This window comes from Nocardia sp. NPDC050717 (assembly GCF_040654275.1).
Taxonomy (GTDB): Bacteria; Actinomycetota; Actinomycetes; order Mycobacteriales; family Mycobacteriaceae; genus Nocardia.
In genome coordinates, this window is record NZ_JBFAHR010000020.1 from 79327 (window position 1) to 93387 (window position 14061).

Sequence of the window (14061 nt, forward strand, 5' to 3'; positions counted from 1 at the left end):
GGACCGCCACTACGCCTGGCGGCTCGCCGACACGGCAGCCCTTCGAGCCCGGCGCTGCCGCTTCCACTCCACGACCTCACCCAGCGGCACATCCGGCCGCTTCCGCCAGCGCGACGCCGGCCCCTTCGCCAACAGCTCGACGTCACACCGCTCGGCGGCGGCCAGGTCCACCACCCCGACAGCACCGGCGAAGAGACCTTCCCGCCGCCGATCGACCCGATTCCGCATGCGCTTGCGACGCGGAATGTTCTTCCGCGAACTCTTGTCGTTCTCGCCATAGCAGTTACGCCGATCCTTCGCGTAACTGAGCGCCTTCTTCTCCTGCGGACTCCGCCGAACCACCGATCCCCCATCGCTCGTCGTTGCGGCGGCCACACTACGCACCAACCCACCGGACCGCACCCGAGTTTCGCCACCGACACCGCGCCCACCGGCCGAAATTCGCTACAGCTACTTCGCCGTGTACGGCGACACCATGGCCGCCTCCACCATGACCGAGCGGCTGAGGATCGACCCCGACGAGGTTGCTGTGCTGGGTAGCAAGTCCATGGAGCACCGTATTCCGCGCAGCCATCGCTGGAAGATCGTGCGGCGCAGCTCCGAGAGCATCGATGAACAGCTCGAGCAGTTGGTCGACCGGCTGGAACCGTTTCGGCACCAACTGACTTCACTGCTGGGCGAGCCGGGTGTACACGCCTCGATGCAGGTCCTCCGGCATTACGGCGACCCGGACGGCGTCCACGGCGCACCGGACGGCACGCCGTTCACCGAGTGCCAGGACTGGCCACGACCGCTGGGATGGCACCTGTCGCTCCGTGTTCTGCGATTTCTGGTCGCGACCGGCGCCGATCAGTGCCCGCATCCGATCTCCGCGCATACGTTGTGGGAGCCGGATCGGATCTGTGGTGGCTGGATGCACTGCCAGGAGGTCGCGGCGGCCGTCGGTCGTCGGGTCAGAGCGGGATGTTCTTGTGGTGGCTCTTGCGGGCCGGGGCCGAGGCGAGGGCGGCGGCGATGATGCTGCGGGTCTTGGCGGGGTCGATGACCTCGTCGACGACGCCGATGGCGACGGCGCGTTCGACGCCGCCCGCGATCTTCTCGTGTTCGGCGGTGAGGCGCTCGTGCAGGGCTTCGCGCTCGTCCTCGGGCGCGGCGGCGAGTGCCTTCTTGTGCAGGATGCCGACCGCGGCCTTGGCGCCCATCACGGCGACCTCGGAGCCGGGCCAGGCGTAGACGGCGGTCGCGCCGAGCGCACGGGCGTTCATCGCGATGTAGGCGCCGCCGTAGATCTTGCGGGTCACCAGGGTGACGCGCGGGACGCGGGCCTCGGCGAAGGCGTGCAGCAGCTTCGCGCCGCGGCGCACCACGCCCTCGAGCTCCTGGCCGACGCCGGGCAGGTAGCCGGGTACATCGGTGACGACCACCAGCGGGATACCGAACGCGTCGCACAGGCGCACGAAACGCGAAGCCTTCTCAGCGCTTTCGGAGTTCAGGCAGCCGCCCAGGCGCAGCGGATTGTTGGCGAGCACACCGACCGTGCGCCCACCGAGCCTGCCGAGACCGACGACCATGCTGCGGGCGTAACCACCCTGCAGTTCCTCGAACGAGGATTCCCCGTCGACGTTGTCGAGCAGCTCGTGGATGATCGGCTTCACGTCGTAGGCGCGCTTGGCCGACTCCGGCAGCATCGCTTTGAGATCGACGTCGCCGTGCTCGGCCGCGACCAGGTCGAACTCGCCCTGCTCGGCGAACATCGACACCAGGCGCCGGGCGCGGTGCATCGCGTCGGCCTCGTCGTCGGCGGCGATGTGGCACACGCCGGACTTCTTGAAGTGTGTGGTCGGCCCGCCGAGCGTCTCCATGTCGACGTTCTCGCCGGTCACCGAACGCACCACGTCCGGACCGGTGACGAAGACACGGCCCTCGGGAGCCATGATGACGACGTCGGTGAGCGCGGGACCGTAGGCGGCGCCACCGGCGGCGAAGCCGAGCACCACCGAGATCTGCGGCACCAGACCGGATGCGCGGACCATCGCCTCGAAGACCAGGCCCACCGCGTGCAGCGCCTCGACCCCCTCGGCGAGGCGCGCCCCGCCGGAATGCCACAGGCCGACAACGGGAATGCCCGATTCGATGGCGGTGTCGATCGCGTCGACGATGTGCTTGCAGCCCGCCACGCCCATCGCGCCGCCCATGACGGTCGCGTCGGAGCAGTAGGCCACGGTACGAACGCCGTCGACCTCGCCGATCGCGGCCAGGACGCCGGACTTGTCACGCGGGTGCAGCGGCAGCACGGTACCAGGATCGAAGAATCGCTGGAGCCGACCGAGGGGGTCACGCGGATCGGTCGTCGCGTCGTTGAACGCGGGAGCAATGATCGTCATCGCATCCTCCTACCTTCGTTGAGATTCATGCCGCTGCCGCGGCTCGTATACCGAAAACACCGGTGGGGCCGACCCATTCAGTTGGGCGACCCCACCGGGGATCGTGGAGCTGTTCCGATCGGCGCGGCTAGGCCCGACCGAAGGCGAGCGCGACATTGTGCCCACCGAAGCCGAAGGAGTTGTTGATCGCGTACTCGATTTCCTGGTGCCGGGCCTGCCCGTGCACCACATCGAGATCGATCTCCGGATCCTGGTTGTCCAGGTTCAGCGTCGGCGGGACGACCCCGTCCCGGATGGCCAGCACGGTGAGCACGGACTCGAGCGCGCCGACGGCGCCGATCGAGTGGCCGAGCGCCGACTTCGGCGCGTACACCGAAGCGTGGTTGCCCACAGCCTTGTTGATCGCGTTGGCCTCGGCGGTGTCGCCGATGGGGGTCGCGGTCGCGTGGGCGTTGATGTGGGTGATGTCCTGCTTGGACAGACCGGCGGTCTGCATCGCGCGGGTCATCGCCCTGGCCGCACCGGTGCCCTCGGGATCCGGCGCCACCAGGTGGAAGCCGTCGGAGGTGATACCGGCGCCGAGCAGGCGCGCGTGGATGGTGGCACCGCGAGCCTTCGCGTGCTCCTCGGTCTCGATCGTCATGAGCGCGCCGGCCTCGCCGAAGACGAAGCCGTCACGATCCTTGTCGAACGGACGCGAAGCACCCTTGGGATCGTCGTTGCGCGTGCTCATCGCCCGCATCATGGAGAACGCCGCGATCGGCACGGAGTCGATGAAACCCTCGACACCGCCGGTGACGACCATGTCGGCGTCACCCATCACGATCATCCGCCACGCGTTGGCGATGGCTTCCGAACCCGACGAGCACGCCGAGACCGGAGTGACCACTCCCGCCCTGGCCTTCAGCTCGAGCCCGACGACAGCCGACGGACCGTTCGGCATGACCATCTGAACAGCCAGCGGCGAGATCTTGCGATAGCCACCGTTCTTCAGCTTGTCGACCGAGTCGATCAGCGCGTCGCCGCCACCGAGGCCGGTGCCGATCGCGACGCCCAGGCGGTCGGGGTCGACCTCCGGGCTGCCCGCGTTCTTCCACACCTCGCGACCGAGGACGGTCGCCAGGCGCTCGACATACGCCATGCGGCGGATCTCGACCCGGCTCAGGAGGGTGTCGGGGCTGACTTTCAGGTGACCGCCGATACGCACCGGCAGGTCGTATTCCTCGATGAAGGAATCCTCGAGAACGTCGATTCCGCTCTCACCGTTGAGGAGTCCCTTCCACGTCGCATCGACATCACCCGCGATCGACGTGGTCGCCGCCATGCTGGTGACGACGACGTTGGGGAAATTCCCGTTCAAGGTGGAAGGAGTGGTCACTGGTTCAGCCCTACTCGGCGTCGAACTTGGCCTTGAGCTCCGCGGCGGCGTCGGAGTTCTCCGCCTCGAGCTTCTGGATGTAGGAGACGGCGTCACCCACGGTCTTCAGGCTGGCGAGATCCTCGTCGGGGATCTTGACGCCGTACTTGTCCTCGGTCTGCACAGCGATCTCGACCATGGACAGCGAGTCGATGTCCAGGTCGTCGACGAAGGACTTCTCGATGGTCACCTCGGAGGGTTCGATACCCGTAACCTCTTCGATGATCTTGCCGAGTTCTTCGACGATCTGTTCCTGGGTCAGAGCGGCCACTTTGGTGGCTCCCTTCTTGTTCTCGTTTGTAGGGTCTGAAACGGTCTCGCACCTCGTCGTGCGCGACCGCCGGGGGGAAAGCTAGCCGGAGATGGTCAGCTCGGCCAACGCGGGGAGGTCTTCGGGGGTCTTGAGCGCCAGATTCGGCGTGCCCTTCAGTTCCCGTTTGGCGATTCCGACGAGGGTGCCCGCCGGAGGCAGTTCGGCCACGGCCGACACACCCGCCGCGCGGACGGTCTCGGTGCACAGGTCCCAGCGCACGGGGCGGGTGACCTGAGCCGCGAGCTTGTCGATCGCGTCGGCGCCCGAGGTGACCGGCTTGCCGTCGAAGTTCGACAGCAGCGTCCGGATCGGGTCGCTCGGCGAGATCTGAGCGATGGCATCGGCGACAGCAGCCTGGGCCGGGGCCATGAAAGCGGTGTGGAACGCACCGGCGACGGGCAATGCGCGGACCCGTGCCTTCTCCGGCGGGTTCGCGGCGAGCTCCGCCAGAGCTTCCAAGCTGCCCGCCGCCACGATCTGGCCGACCGCGTTGCGGTTGGCCGGGACGAGATCGAGTTCGGCGAGCCGTGCGAGCACGGTGGCTTCGTCACCACCGAGCACCGCGGACATGCCGGTCGGCTGCAGCGCACAGGCCTTGGCCATCTCCCGGCCGCGAATGGCGGCCAGGCTGACCGCCTCGTCGGCGGTGATGACGCCGGCGACAGCGGCGGCGGCGAATTCGCCGACCGAGTGTCCGGCGACGATGGTATCCGCCGGAATCGTCTCGGGGGCGATTTCGGCGAACGCCAGCAGGGCGGCGGCGACGACGAGCGGCTGGGTCACCGCGGTATCGACGATCTCCTCGGCCGTCGCGGTGGTACCGAGACGGACCAGGTCGAGGCCGGCGGCCTTCGACCACAGCTCGAGGCGGTCGGTCGCACCGGGAAGGGCGAGCCAGGGCGCGAGCATGCCGGGTGTCTGGGACCCCTGTCCAGGGGTGAACAACGCGATCACTCCCTAAGAAAACACTGTGACCCCCGCCGCAAGAGATGTCGGCGCGAATGAAGCTTGCGGACGCGTTTTGTAGGGGTCCCACAAAATCCGAGGTGGGGTGTCCCGATCGACCGATTCCCCGATCTCGTTACAGGGGCTCGAAGCCCACTGGGGAAGGCGGGGTTTCTGTGACGGGGGGTGACGATTCGTTATGGGTTCGTGTCAAACGACCCACTGTCGCCGCGATCCGGAGCACATAAGCGTCTCGGGGATTCATCGGATCACGTCCGGTGATCTCACCGATTCGTTTGAGTCGGTACCGAACGGTATTTGGATGGACGTACAGCTGACGCGCGCATGTTTCTACTGCTCCGCCACAATCCAGGTAGGCGTCGAGTGTGTCGGATAACGAAGATCCGGCAGCAGCCAACGGGAGCACAAGATACTCGTTCAGCGCCTCTATCGCAGCTCTATCGCCCAGCAGAGCGCGTTCGGGCAGCAATTCCGACGCGTGAACGGGCCTTGGCGCGCCGCGCCAGCCCACGACGGCCTCCATGCCGGCCAGCGCCTCGATCGCGCTGGCGTGCGCGGCGCCGAGGGTGCGCATGGTCGGGCCGATCACCACCGGGCCGTCGGAGAACACGTCGGCCAGCAGATCCGTCAGGAACGGCGAGGCGATCCCGGCCTCCCCGCCGAGGTGTCCGCTGACCACCATCACCAGCCGGGCGCCCTGCACGACCGCCAGCGCGGCCCTGCCGTGCCTGGTCGCGATCGTGTGCACGGCGCCGACCGTGGAGACGCCCTGATCGGCGGGCGGGGTCCCGACGAGCACGGTGGCGGGCGCGGTGGCGTCCCAGTTCAACGTGGCCGCCCGCGACAGCATGTCGGGACCGGTGTCGCCGCGGACCACCGCGTCGACCACCAGCGCCTCCAGCCGGGTGTCCCACGCGCCGCGCGACTCGGCCGCGCTGGCGTACACCGAGGCGGCCGCGAAACCGAGCTCACGCCCGTATCGCAGCACCGCCTCGGTGAGCGCCACCAGTTGACGGTCGTTGCGCGCCAGCGCGGGCAGCCACTGCTCGAAGAAGTCCATGGCCACCCGCACCATGTCCACGGTCTGGCGCAGCGTGAGCCGCCGCGCCAGATCCTGCGGGATCACCTGGAACGCGTCCAGACTGAAGCGGATGTCGGAGTCGGGATCCTGCAACCACTCCAGGAAGTTCACGACCGCCGTCTGCACCAGCATCTGCACGCCCGCACGCTGCGCGGCGTCCAGATCGGCGAAGAACGGCAGCCGATCCTGCATCGACCCCACCGCCTCGGTGGACAGCCGGCCCGAGAACTGCTTGACCCGCTTGAGCAGCGTGTCGGGCAGCGGATCGCGAGTCTGCCGATTCGGGGACAGTGCCCCGGTCGGCAGATAGACCTCGTGTTCGCTGGTGCCCTCGGTGATCCGACGGGGCCGCGGCGGTTTGCGCTCCACAGTCCTATCGTCCGCTACGCGAGTTCCTCGGCCGCGTCCGCACTCGGCTTCGGCGCGGCGGCCACGTCGTCGATGCGATACTTCGCCGCCGCTTCCACCGCCTTCGACTTGTCCAGCGTGCCGTCCTTGACCAGGCCCTCGAGCACCGCGACCACGATCGACTGGGCGTCGACGTTGAACACCCGGCGGGCGGCGGGGCGGGTGTCGGAGAAGCCGAACCCGTCGGTGCCGAGGGTGGTGTAGTCGCCCGGCACCCACTGCCGGATCTGGTCGGGCACCGCGCGCATCCAGTCGGTGGCGGCCACGACGGGTCCGCGCGCCGCCGCCAGCGCCTGGGTGACGTAGGGCACGCCCGGATCGGTGTCGGGATGCTTGAGCGCCTGGATCTCCTTGTCCAGCGCCTCCTTGCGCAGTTCACCGAAGGAGGTCACCGACCACACGTCCGCGGCCACGCCCCAGTCCTGCGCCAGGATCTCCTGGGCGCGCAGGCCGTCGGGCACGGTGACACCGGAGACCAGGATCTGCGCGCGCACCTCACCCTCGCCGCCCTGCTGGTACAGGTACAGGCCCTTGAGCAGCCCGGCCACATCGATGCCCTCGGGCTCGGCCGGCTGCTGGTACGGCTCGTTGTAGAGGGTGATGTAGTAGAAGATGTTCTCCCCGGCGAACGCGCCGTCCTCCGGCGGGTTGGTGCCGGGCAGCTGCCCCTGTTCGGGCGTGACGCCGCCGTACATCCGGCGCAGACCGTCGCGCATGATGTGGGCGATCTCGAAGGAGAACGCCGGGTCGTAGGTCACCACGGCCGGGTTGGTCGAGGCCAGCAGCAGCGAGTGCCCGTCGTTGTGCTGCAGGCCCTCGCCGGTGAGCGTGGTGCGGCCCGCCGTCGCGCCGAGCACGAACCCGCGGGCCAGCTGATCGGCCGCCGCCCACAGCCCGTCGCCGGTGCGCTGGAACCCGAACATCGAATAGAAGATGTAGAGCGGGATCATCGGCTCGCCGTGGGTGGCGTAGGAGGTGCCCACCGCGGTGAACGACGCGGTGGATCCGGCCTCGTTGATGCCCTCGTGCAGGATCTGCCCGACGGCGCTCTCCTTGTAGGCGAGCATCAGTTCCGCGTCGACCGAGGTGTAGAGCTGGCCGTTGCGGTTGTAGATCTTCAGCGTCGGGAACCACGAGTCCATGCCGAAGGTGCGGGCCTCGTCGGGAATGATCGGCACGATCCGCTTGCCGATCTCCTTGTCCCGCAACAGCTCCTTGACCAGGCGCACCAGCGCCATGGTGGTGGCGACCTTCTGCTTGCCCGAGCCCTTGCGCACCGAGCGGTAAGCCTCGTCGCCGGGCAGCGTCAGCGGCTTGGCCGCCGAGCGGCGCTCCGGCACGAAACCGCCGAGGGCCTGGCGGCGGCTCAGCATGTACTGGATGGCCGGGTTGTCCATGCCGGGGTGGTAGTACGGCGGCAGGTACGGATCCTTCTCCAGCTCGGCATCGGTGATCGGGATGCGCTGCAGATCGCGGAAGTCCTTGAGGTCCTGCAGCGCCAGCTTCTTCATCTGGTGGGTGGCGTTGCGGCCCTCGAAGTGCTTGCCGAGGGTGTAGCCCTTGATCGTCTTGGCCAGGATCACCGTCGGCTGGCCCTTGTGCGCCATCGCCGCCGCGTAGGCCGCGTAGACCTTGCGGTAGTCGTGGCCGCCGCGCTTGAGATTCCAGATCTCGCTGTCGGACATGTTCTGCACCAGCGCCTTGGTGCGCGGGTCGCGGCCGAAGAAGTGATCGCGCACGTAGGCGCCGTCGTTGGCCTTGTAGGTCTGGAAGTCGCCGTCGGGGGTGGTGTTCATCAGGTTGACCAGGGCGCCGTCGCGATCGGCGCCGAGCAGCGCGTCCCACTCGCGGCCCCAGACCACCTTGATCACGTTCCAGCCCGCGCCGCGGAAGAACGACTCCAGCTCCTGGATGATCTTGCCGTTGCCGCGCACCGGACCGTCGAGCCGCTGCAGGTTGCAGTTGATGACGAAGGTCAGATTGTCGAGTGCCTCGTTGGCGGCCACCTGGATCAGGCCGCGCGATTCCGGCTCGTCCATCTCGCCGTCACCGAGGAAGGCCCAGACGTGCTGGTCGGAGGTGTCCTTGATGCCACGGTCGTGCAGATAGTGGTTGAACCGGGCCTGGTAGATGGCGTTCATCGGGCCGAGGCCCATCGACACCGTCGGGAACTCCCAGAAGTCCGGCATCAGGCGCGGGTGCGGGTAGGACGGCAGGCCGTGGCCGGGTCCGCCGTGGCTGTACTCCTGGCGGAAGCCGTCGAGGCGCTCGGCGCTGAGGCGGCCCTCCAGGTAGCCGCGGGCGTAGATGCCGGGCGAAGCGTGACCCTGGATGTAGATGCTGTCACCGCCGCCGGGATGGTCCTTGCCGCGGAAGAAGTGGTTGAAGCCCACCTCGTAGAGCGCCGCCGAGGACGCGTAGGTGGAGATGTGGCCGCCGACGCCGATGCCGGGCCGCTGCGCGCGGTGCACCATGATCGCGGCGTTCCACCGGATCCAGGCGCGGTAGCGGCGCTCGACCTCCTCGTCACCGGGGAACCAGGGTTCGTTCTCGGTGGGGATGGTGTTGACGTAGTCGGTGGAGGTGAGCGCGGGAATCGACACCCGGCGCTCGCCGGCGCGCTCGAGCAGCCGCAGCATCAGATAGCGGGCGCGGCCGGGGCCTTCGCGATCGAGCATGTCGTCGAAGGATTCCAGCCATTCACTGGTCTCCTCGGGGTCGATATCGGGAAGATACGACGCCACTCCCTCGCGGATCACCCGGACGCGTTCACCGCTCGTTCTCGTGGCGGCGTCGCTGCCCGCGGCGGGTTCGTTCGCGGAATTCGCTGACACAGGGTGGATCAGGTCGGTCAAATCTGCTCCTCGTACAGGGGGCTGAACTGCTTGTTGGCGTCGCTTTCCCCGGGCCTGCCCGCTAGGTGTGCGGGCCACCCGTCACGAACGTTTCGGGCGCACCCCCATCCTTACCGAAAAGGTGGCGCAGGTCATCCTCTCCAGCCAGGTACTGGGCGGTATACACCGAAGTCGGCGTGTGCGCGTGGACCCGCCGACCCCGGGTTGCCGCCGCGGTCCACGGTCGGCAAGGATCCACTAAGTTCGCCAGGGGAAGCGCAGGAGCGGGATGAGAGGGATCGGACGACGATGAGGGTGCTGGACGCACGCCGCTTTGGTCTGGCCTGTGCCACCGTCGCCGTAGCCGCCGGCCTGGTGGTGGCGGGGTGCGGCAAGCAGGTGCCCGGTACCGCGACCACCGATGCCGCCGAGGTCGCGGCGTACAAGACCGCCGCCGCCGCGTCGTCCTCGGCCGCCGCGTCGTCGAAAGCGGCCGCCGCGCAGGCCAAGGCGATCACGGACAACTGCACCCAGTTCCCCATCACCACGGGCGCCGGGGTGACCGCCTTCAACGACTTCGTCACCGCGCACGACGGCAATGCCCCCGATTACGCCGCCAAGCGCGAGGCCGCGGCAGGCACTCTCGACAACGCCGCCACGAAGGTGGAGACCGGCGTCACCGCCGCCGCGGGCGCGCTGCCGCCGGAACTCGCCGAGAAGTTCACCGCCTATGTCGTCGCGGCGCGCGAGCTGTCCGCCGAGACCAGGAAGATGACCTACACCTCCCAGGTGGCCAAGCTCAACGACGCCAGCCGAAAGATCAACAAGGCACGCACCGAGGTACACGACGCCTGCTCGAGCCGCTGAATTCGTCCCGCCGACACGCGGCACACGGTCCCAATTCATCCGATCGGCTTGCGCTGCGGCCGATAACCATGTTCGCTTGCACCTATCTATTGTCGGCAGTTTAGGGAGGACACCACCGTGGTCGCCGCGGCGGACGCGCAGAACTACGCTCAGAAGCTTGGCATTTCTCACGGCTTGGTCGTTCAGGAATTGGGCTGGGACGAGGACACCGACGACGACTTGCGCGCCGAGATCGAGGAGGTCAGCGGCGGCGAGATGGTCGATGAGGACTCCGACGAGGTCGTGGACGCGGTCCTGTTGTGGTGGCGAGAAGGTGACGGCGATCTGGCCGACGAGCTGATGGACGCCATCGGCCCGCTGTCGGATGAGGGCTTCATCTGGGTACTCACCCCCAAGACCGGTCACTCGGGCCATGTCGATCCGAGCGAGATCGCCGAAGCCGCGCCAACGGCCGGCCTGACCCAGACCTCGACCATCAGTCTCGGCAGCTGGACGGGCTCGCGCCTGGTTCAGCCGAAGGCACCGTCCAAACAGCGCTGAATTCGCCGTTCGCTAAGGTCTCAGCCGGACGAGAACGCTCGGCTGAGACCCGACACGACGGAGGATTCGCCCTATGCCGCTAGAGGTTGGCACTCTCGCGCCGGACTTCACGCTCAAGGATCAGAACAACCAGCCCGTCACGCTGTCGGACTACCGCGGCAAGAAGAACGTACTGCTGGTCTTCTATCCGCTCGCCTTCACCGGCATCTGCCAGGGTGAGCTGTGCAAGGTGCGCGACGAGCTGCCCAAGTTCCAGAACGACGACGCCGAGATCCTCGCGATCTCCGTCGGCCCGCCACCGACCCACAAGATCTGGGCGGCCGAACAGGGTTACCTGTTCCCCCTGCTGTCGGATTTCTGGCCGCACGGCGCGGTCACCCAGGCCTACGACGTCTTCAACGACAAATCCGGTTACCCCAACCGCGGCACGTTCGTCATCGACAAGGCCGGCTACATCACTTTCGCCGAGATGAACGGGCCCGGCGAGGCCCGTGACCAGGCGGCTTGGGAGAAAGCCCTCGCCGCGCTAGATTCATAGACCGATCCCGCCGGCACGCCCGGCGGGACCCGGGGCGTATAGCTCAGCGGTAGAGCACTGGTTTTACACACCAGCGGTCGGGGGTTCGATCCCCTCTGCGCCCACACACCACGATCGTCAACCCGGCAGGCCGACTTCGTCGGGGGACTTGTCGGTGCGGATTCCGCGGAAACTCGGGTGCCGCAGCAGGCCGTCGCCGCTGATCTCGCGGTATTCGATGTCGGCCACGAAGACGGGTTCCACCCACCACGCCGCCCGTGTCACCGTCGGGGGCGGTGGATCGTCCAGTGGGCTGGTCTCGCGGCGGACTTCCTCGAGCGCGGCGCGGATGCTGCGCCGGGCCTCGGTGGTGAATCCGGTTCCGACGCCGCCGATACAGTGCAGGTGACCTTCGGGGGTGTGGCCGGCCAGGACCAGCCCGCCGAAGGTGGCGGCGTTCGGTCCGGTGCCGGGGACCGCGCCGACGATGACGGCCTCGGTGGTGGCGCGCAGCACCGTCTTGATCCAGGCCGACGAGCGGCGGCCGGGCTCGTAGCTCGAGTCGATCCGCTTGCTGACGATGCCCTCCAGCCCGTTCTCCGCCGCCGCGTGCAACAGCTGGTCGGCGTCGGTGTCGGCCAGTGACCAGTTCGGCGGGACACGGACGCGGGCGCCGTCGTCGATCCGAACCCCCGTCAGCTCCGCGCGCCGCGTCGAGTAGGGATCCTCGAACAGGATGTCCTCGTCGAGGGCGAGTAGGTCGAACGCCACGTAGTCCACCCGCACCTCGGCGATCAGCGCGGACAGGGGACGTTGGACGTGCATCCGCCGCTGCAGACGCGCGAATGACGGGGCACCCCGGTCGTCGGGGGCTATGAGCTCACCGTCCAGCAGCATGCTGCGCCCCGCGGTCATCTCGGTCAGCGCGCTGACGACCTCGGGATAGGAGCCGCTGATGTCCCGCAGGTTCCGGCTCCAGAGACTCACACCACCCTCGGCGCAGCGGGCGATCGCGCGGACACCGTCCCACTTCATCTCCGCGCTCCACCGCCCTGGCGGCCGCGGCGGCCGTCCGGGTTTGGCCAGCATCGGTGCCGGCACCGCCAGACCCACAAGATCAAGGGTAGACCCGTCGCACCCTCACGTGAGTGCCTGCACAATCCCGGACAGCACCCGCCCGATCAGGCGGGCCACCGCCCCCGCGCCCTCGACGAGCACGGTGACGACCACCTCGACCCCCATGCCCCCGTCTTCGTACCCACCATCGGACCGGCGACGACGCCGCGACCTCCGGCGTCCAGATGCGATTTCCGCTGCAGGAGCGACTCTTTCGTTCGACACCCCACCACCGTAGGTCGGTCACCTTTCGGAATTCTCAACGCGTTCATATCCGGTCGAGGATCGCGGCCCGGCGCGCGCCATGGCGCGCAATCGGGTCTTCCGCCCCGTTCGATCGAGTGGTAGCTTGGCAATTCAACATCAAGTTACTGGCCGGTAACATGTCTTGCCGGCCGACGACTTACCGCACGGGGGGCCGCACAATGTCCACTGCCACGATCACTCTCGGGATCATCGGCACCGTCATCACCTTGCTGTGCTGGGGAACGCTCGTCCTCGGGGTGACCCGGATGATCCGCGTCCTCCGTGCGGGCCGACCCGACCGCGCGAGGCTGCGCCCCTTCCTGCCGCGCGCGCGAACGGTCGTCGTCGAGGTCGTCGCGCACACGCGGATGAACAAGTTCCGCACCGTCGGCTGGGCGCATTGGCTGGTGATGATCGGGTTCCTGCTGGGGATGGTCTTCTACTTCGAGTCCTACGGACAGACTTTCGACCCGACGTTCGGCTGGCCGATCATCGGTGACACCTTCGGCTACCACCTGCTGGAGGAGATTCTCAGCCTCGCCACCATCATCGGCATCGTGACGCTGATCGGAATCCGGCAGCTGAACCACCCGCGGCGTCCCGAGCGGCTGTCCCGGTTCAGCGGGTCGAATTTCGTTGCGGCGTATCTCATCGAGACGATCGTGCTCATCCACGGGCTGGGCGATGTCCTGGTCAAAGCGGGCAAGATCGCGACCTACGGCGGTGGGCACCTGTCGTCCGACCTGTTCACCATGCAGGTCGCTCGTCTGCTTCCCGCGAACCCTCTGATGATCTCGGTGTTCGCGTTCGTCAAAATGCTCGCGGGCGCCGCGTTCCTGTACCTCATCGGCCGCAAGCTCACCTGGGGTGTTGCGTGGCACCGGATTTCGGCGTTCTTCAACATCTACTTCAAGCGGGAGGCCGACGGTGGCGTCGCCCTCGGCGCGGCCAAGCCGATGATGTCGCACGGCAAGGTCCTCGACATGGACAGCGCCGACCCCGATGTCGACACGTTCGGTGTGGGTAGGGTCGAGGACTTCACCTGGAAAGGCTTGCTGGACTTCACGACCTGCACCGAGTGCGGTCGCTGCCAGTCACAGTGCCCGGCGTGGAACACCGGAAAGCCGTTGTCGCCCAAGCTACTGATCATGTCGCTGCGCGATCACACGTATGCGAAGGCGCCGTATCTGCTGGGCGGTGATGGGGTGCCGTCGGCCGCGCGTGCCGAGGCGGAGCGTCCCCTGATCGGTGCCGAGGACGTCCACGGCGTCATCGATCCCGAAGTCCTGTGGTCGTGCACCACCTGCGGCGCCTGCGTCGAGCAGTGCCCCGTCGACATCGAACACGTCGACCACATCATCGACATGCGCCG

Annotated in this window: 13 protein-coding genes and 1 tRNA gene; 6 read left to right on the forward strand and 8 right to left on the reverse strand. The window is 67.7% G+C overall.

The features are described 5' to 3' along the window. Nucleotides 1–9: 9 nt before the first annotated feature. Nucleotides 10–375 (reverse strand): hypothetical protein, encoded by a 366-nt coding sequence (locus tag AB0H56_RS28885; protein WP_357168972.1) that lies wholly within the window; start codon nucleotides 373–375, stop codon nucleotides 10–12. Between the two features lie 100 nt (nucleotides 376–475). On the opposite strand from AB0H56_RS28885, the gene AB0H56_RS28890 reads away from it, so the two are divergent. Then, a complete protein-coding gene (locus AB0H56_RS28890; protein WP_357168974.1) occupies nucleotides 476–1018 on the forward strand; it encodes a DUF4279 domain-containing protein in 543 nt (180 codons plus the stop codon). Here AB0H56_RS28890 and AB0H56_RS28895 read toward each other — a convergent pair. The 6 genes from AB0H56_RS28895 to aceE all read right to left on the reverse strand — a co-directional run bounded on the left by AB0H56_RS28895 (nucleotide 954) and on the right by aceE (nucleotide 9424). Beyond that, nucleotides 954–2384 (reverse strand): carboxyl transferase domain-containing protein, encoded by a 1431-nt coding sequence (locus AB0H56_RS28895; protein ID WP_110040244.1) that lies wholly within the window; start codon nucleotides 2382–2384, stop codon nucleotides 954–956. The genes AB0H56_RS28890 and AB0H56_RS28895 overlap by 65 nt on opposite strands. A gap of 127 nt (nucleotides 2385–2511) precedes the next feature. After that, nucleotides 2512–3762 carry a KasA/KasB family beta-ketoacyl-ACP synthase gene (locus tag AB0H56_RS28900; protein ID WP_019046011.1) on the reverse strand — a complete coding sequence of 417 codons (1251 nt, stop codon included), beginning with the start codon at nucleotides 3760–3762 and terminating at the stop codon, nucleotides 2512–2514. Nucleotides 3763–3772: 10 nt separating this feature from the next. Further along, nucleotides 3773–4072 carry a meromycolate extension acyl carrier protein AcpM gene (acpM, locus tag AB0H56_RS28905; protein WP_019046010.1) on the reverse strand — a complete coding sequence of 100 codons (300 nt, stop codon included), beginning with the start codon at nucleotides 4070–4072 and terminating at the stop codon, nucleotides 3773–3775. An 81-nt stretch (nucleotides 4073–4153) separates the two neighbouring features. Beyond that, nucleotides 4154–5068 (reverse strand): ACP S-malonyltransferase, encoded by a 915-nt coding sequence (locus tag AB0H56_RS28910; protein ID WP_357168977.1) that lies wholly within the window; start codon nucleotides 5066–5068, stop codon nucleotides 4154–4156. Between the two features lie 127 nt (nucleotides 5069–5195). Further along, the gene (locus AB0H56_RS28915) at nucleotides 5196–6500 is read right to left on the reverse strand and encodes a helix-turn-helix domain-containing protein (RefSeq protein WP_357168999.1); all 1305 of its coding nucleotides are present in this window, start codon (nucleotides 6498–6500) and stop codon (nucleotides 5196–5198) included. 44 nt (nucleotides 6501–6544) lie between these two features. Further along, nucleotides 6545–9424, reverse strand: a complete 2880-nt coding sequence (gene aceE, locus AB0H56_RS28920; RefSeq protein WP_357168979.1) for a pyruvate dehydrogenase (acetyl-transferring), homodimeric type — start codon at nucleotides 9422–9424, stop codon at nucleotides 6545–6547. 288 nt (nucleotides 9425–9712) lie between these two features. On the opposite strand from aceE, the gene AB0H56_RS28925 reads away from it, so the two are divergent. From AB0H56_RS28925 to AB0H56_RS28940, 4 genes are all read left to right on the forward strand, one after another. Next, nucleotides 9713–10270, forward strand: coding sequence for a hypothetical protein (locus AB0H56_RS28925; RefSeq protein ID WP_357168981.1), 558 nt, complete (start codon nucleotides 9713–9715; stop codon nucleotides 10268–10270). 117 nt (nucleotides 10271–10387) lie between these two features. Beyond that, the gene (locus AB0H56_RS28930) at nucleotides 10388–10810 is read left to right on the forward strand and encodes a DUF3052 domain-containing protein (RefSeq protein WP_110040240.1); all 423 of its coding nucleotides are present in this window, start codon (nucleotides 10388–10390) and stop codon (nucleotides 10808–10810) included. Nucleotides 10811–10883: 73 nt separating this feature from the next. Further along, nucleotides 10884–11348 (forward strand): peroxiredoxin, encoded by a 465-nt coding sequence (locus AB0H56_RS28935; protein ID WP_232997584.1) that lies wholly within the window; start codon nucleotides 10884–10886, stop codon nucleotides 11346–11348. A 32-nt stretch (nucleotides 11349–11380) separates the two neighbouring features. Further along, a tRNA-Val gene (locus AB0H56_RS28940) sits at nucleotides 11381–11452 on the forward strand. A 13-nt stretch (nucleotides 11453–11465) separates the two neighbouring features. On the opposite strand, the gene ligD is transcribed toward AB0H56_RS28940, so the two are convergent. After that, nucleotides 11466–12416 (reverse strand): non-homologous end-joining DNA ligase, encoded by a 951-nt coding sequence (gene ligD / locus AB0H56_RS28945; RefSeq protein WP_357169002.1) that lies wholly within the window; start codon nucleotides 12414–12416, stop codon nucleotides 11466–11468. Nucleotides 12417–12868: 452 nt separating this feature from the next. On the opposite strand from ligD, the gene AB0H56_RS28950 reads away from it, so the two are divergent. Next, nucleotides 12869–14061 (forward strand): (Fe-S)-binding protein (locus AB0H56_RS28950; protein WP_357169005.1); only part of this gene is annotated, 1193 nt, incomplete at its 3' end.

Coding starts and splice junctions, on each gene's coding strand:
- AB0H56_RS28890 (WP_357168974.1), top strand. CDS start 476: ATGGCCGCCTCCACCATGACCGAGCGGCTGAGGATCGACCCCGACGAG.
- AB0H56_RS28895 (WP_110040244.1), bottom strand. CDS start 2,384: ATGACGATCATTGCTCCCGCGTTCAACGACGCGACGACCGATCCGCGT.
- AB0H56_RS28925 (WP_357168981.1), top strand. CDS start 9,713: ATGAGGGTGCTGGACGCACGCCGCTTTGGTCTGGCCTGTGCCACCGTC.
- AB0H56_RS28935 (WP_232997584.1), top strand. CDS start 10,884: ATGCCGCTAGAGGTTGGCACTCTCGCGCCGGACTTCACGCTCAAGGAT.
- ligD (WP_357169002.1), bottom strand. CDS start 12,416: ATGCTGGCCAAACCCGGACGGCCGCCGCGGCCGCCAGGGCGGTGGAGC.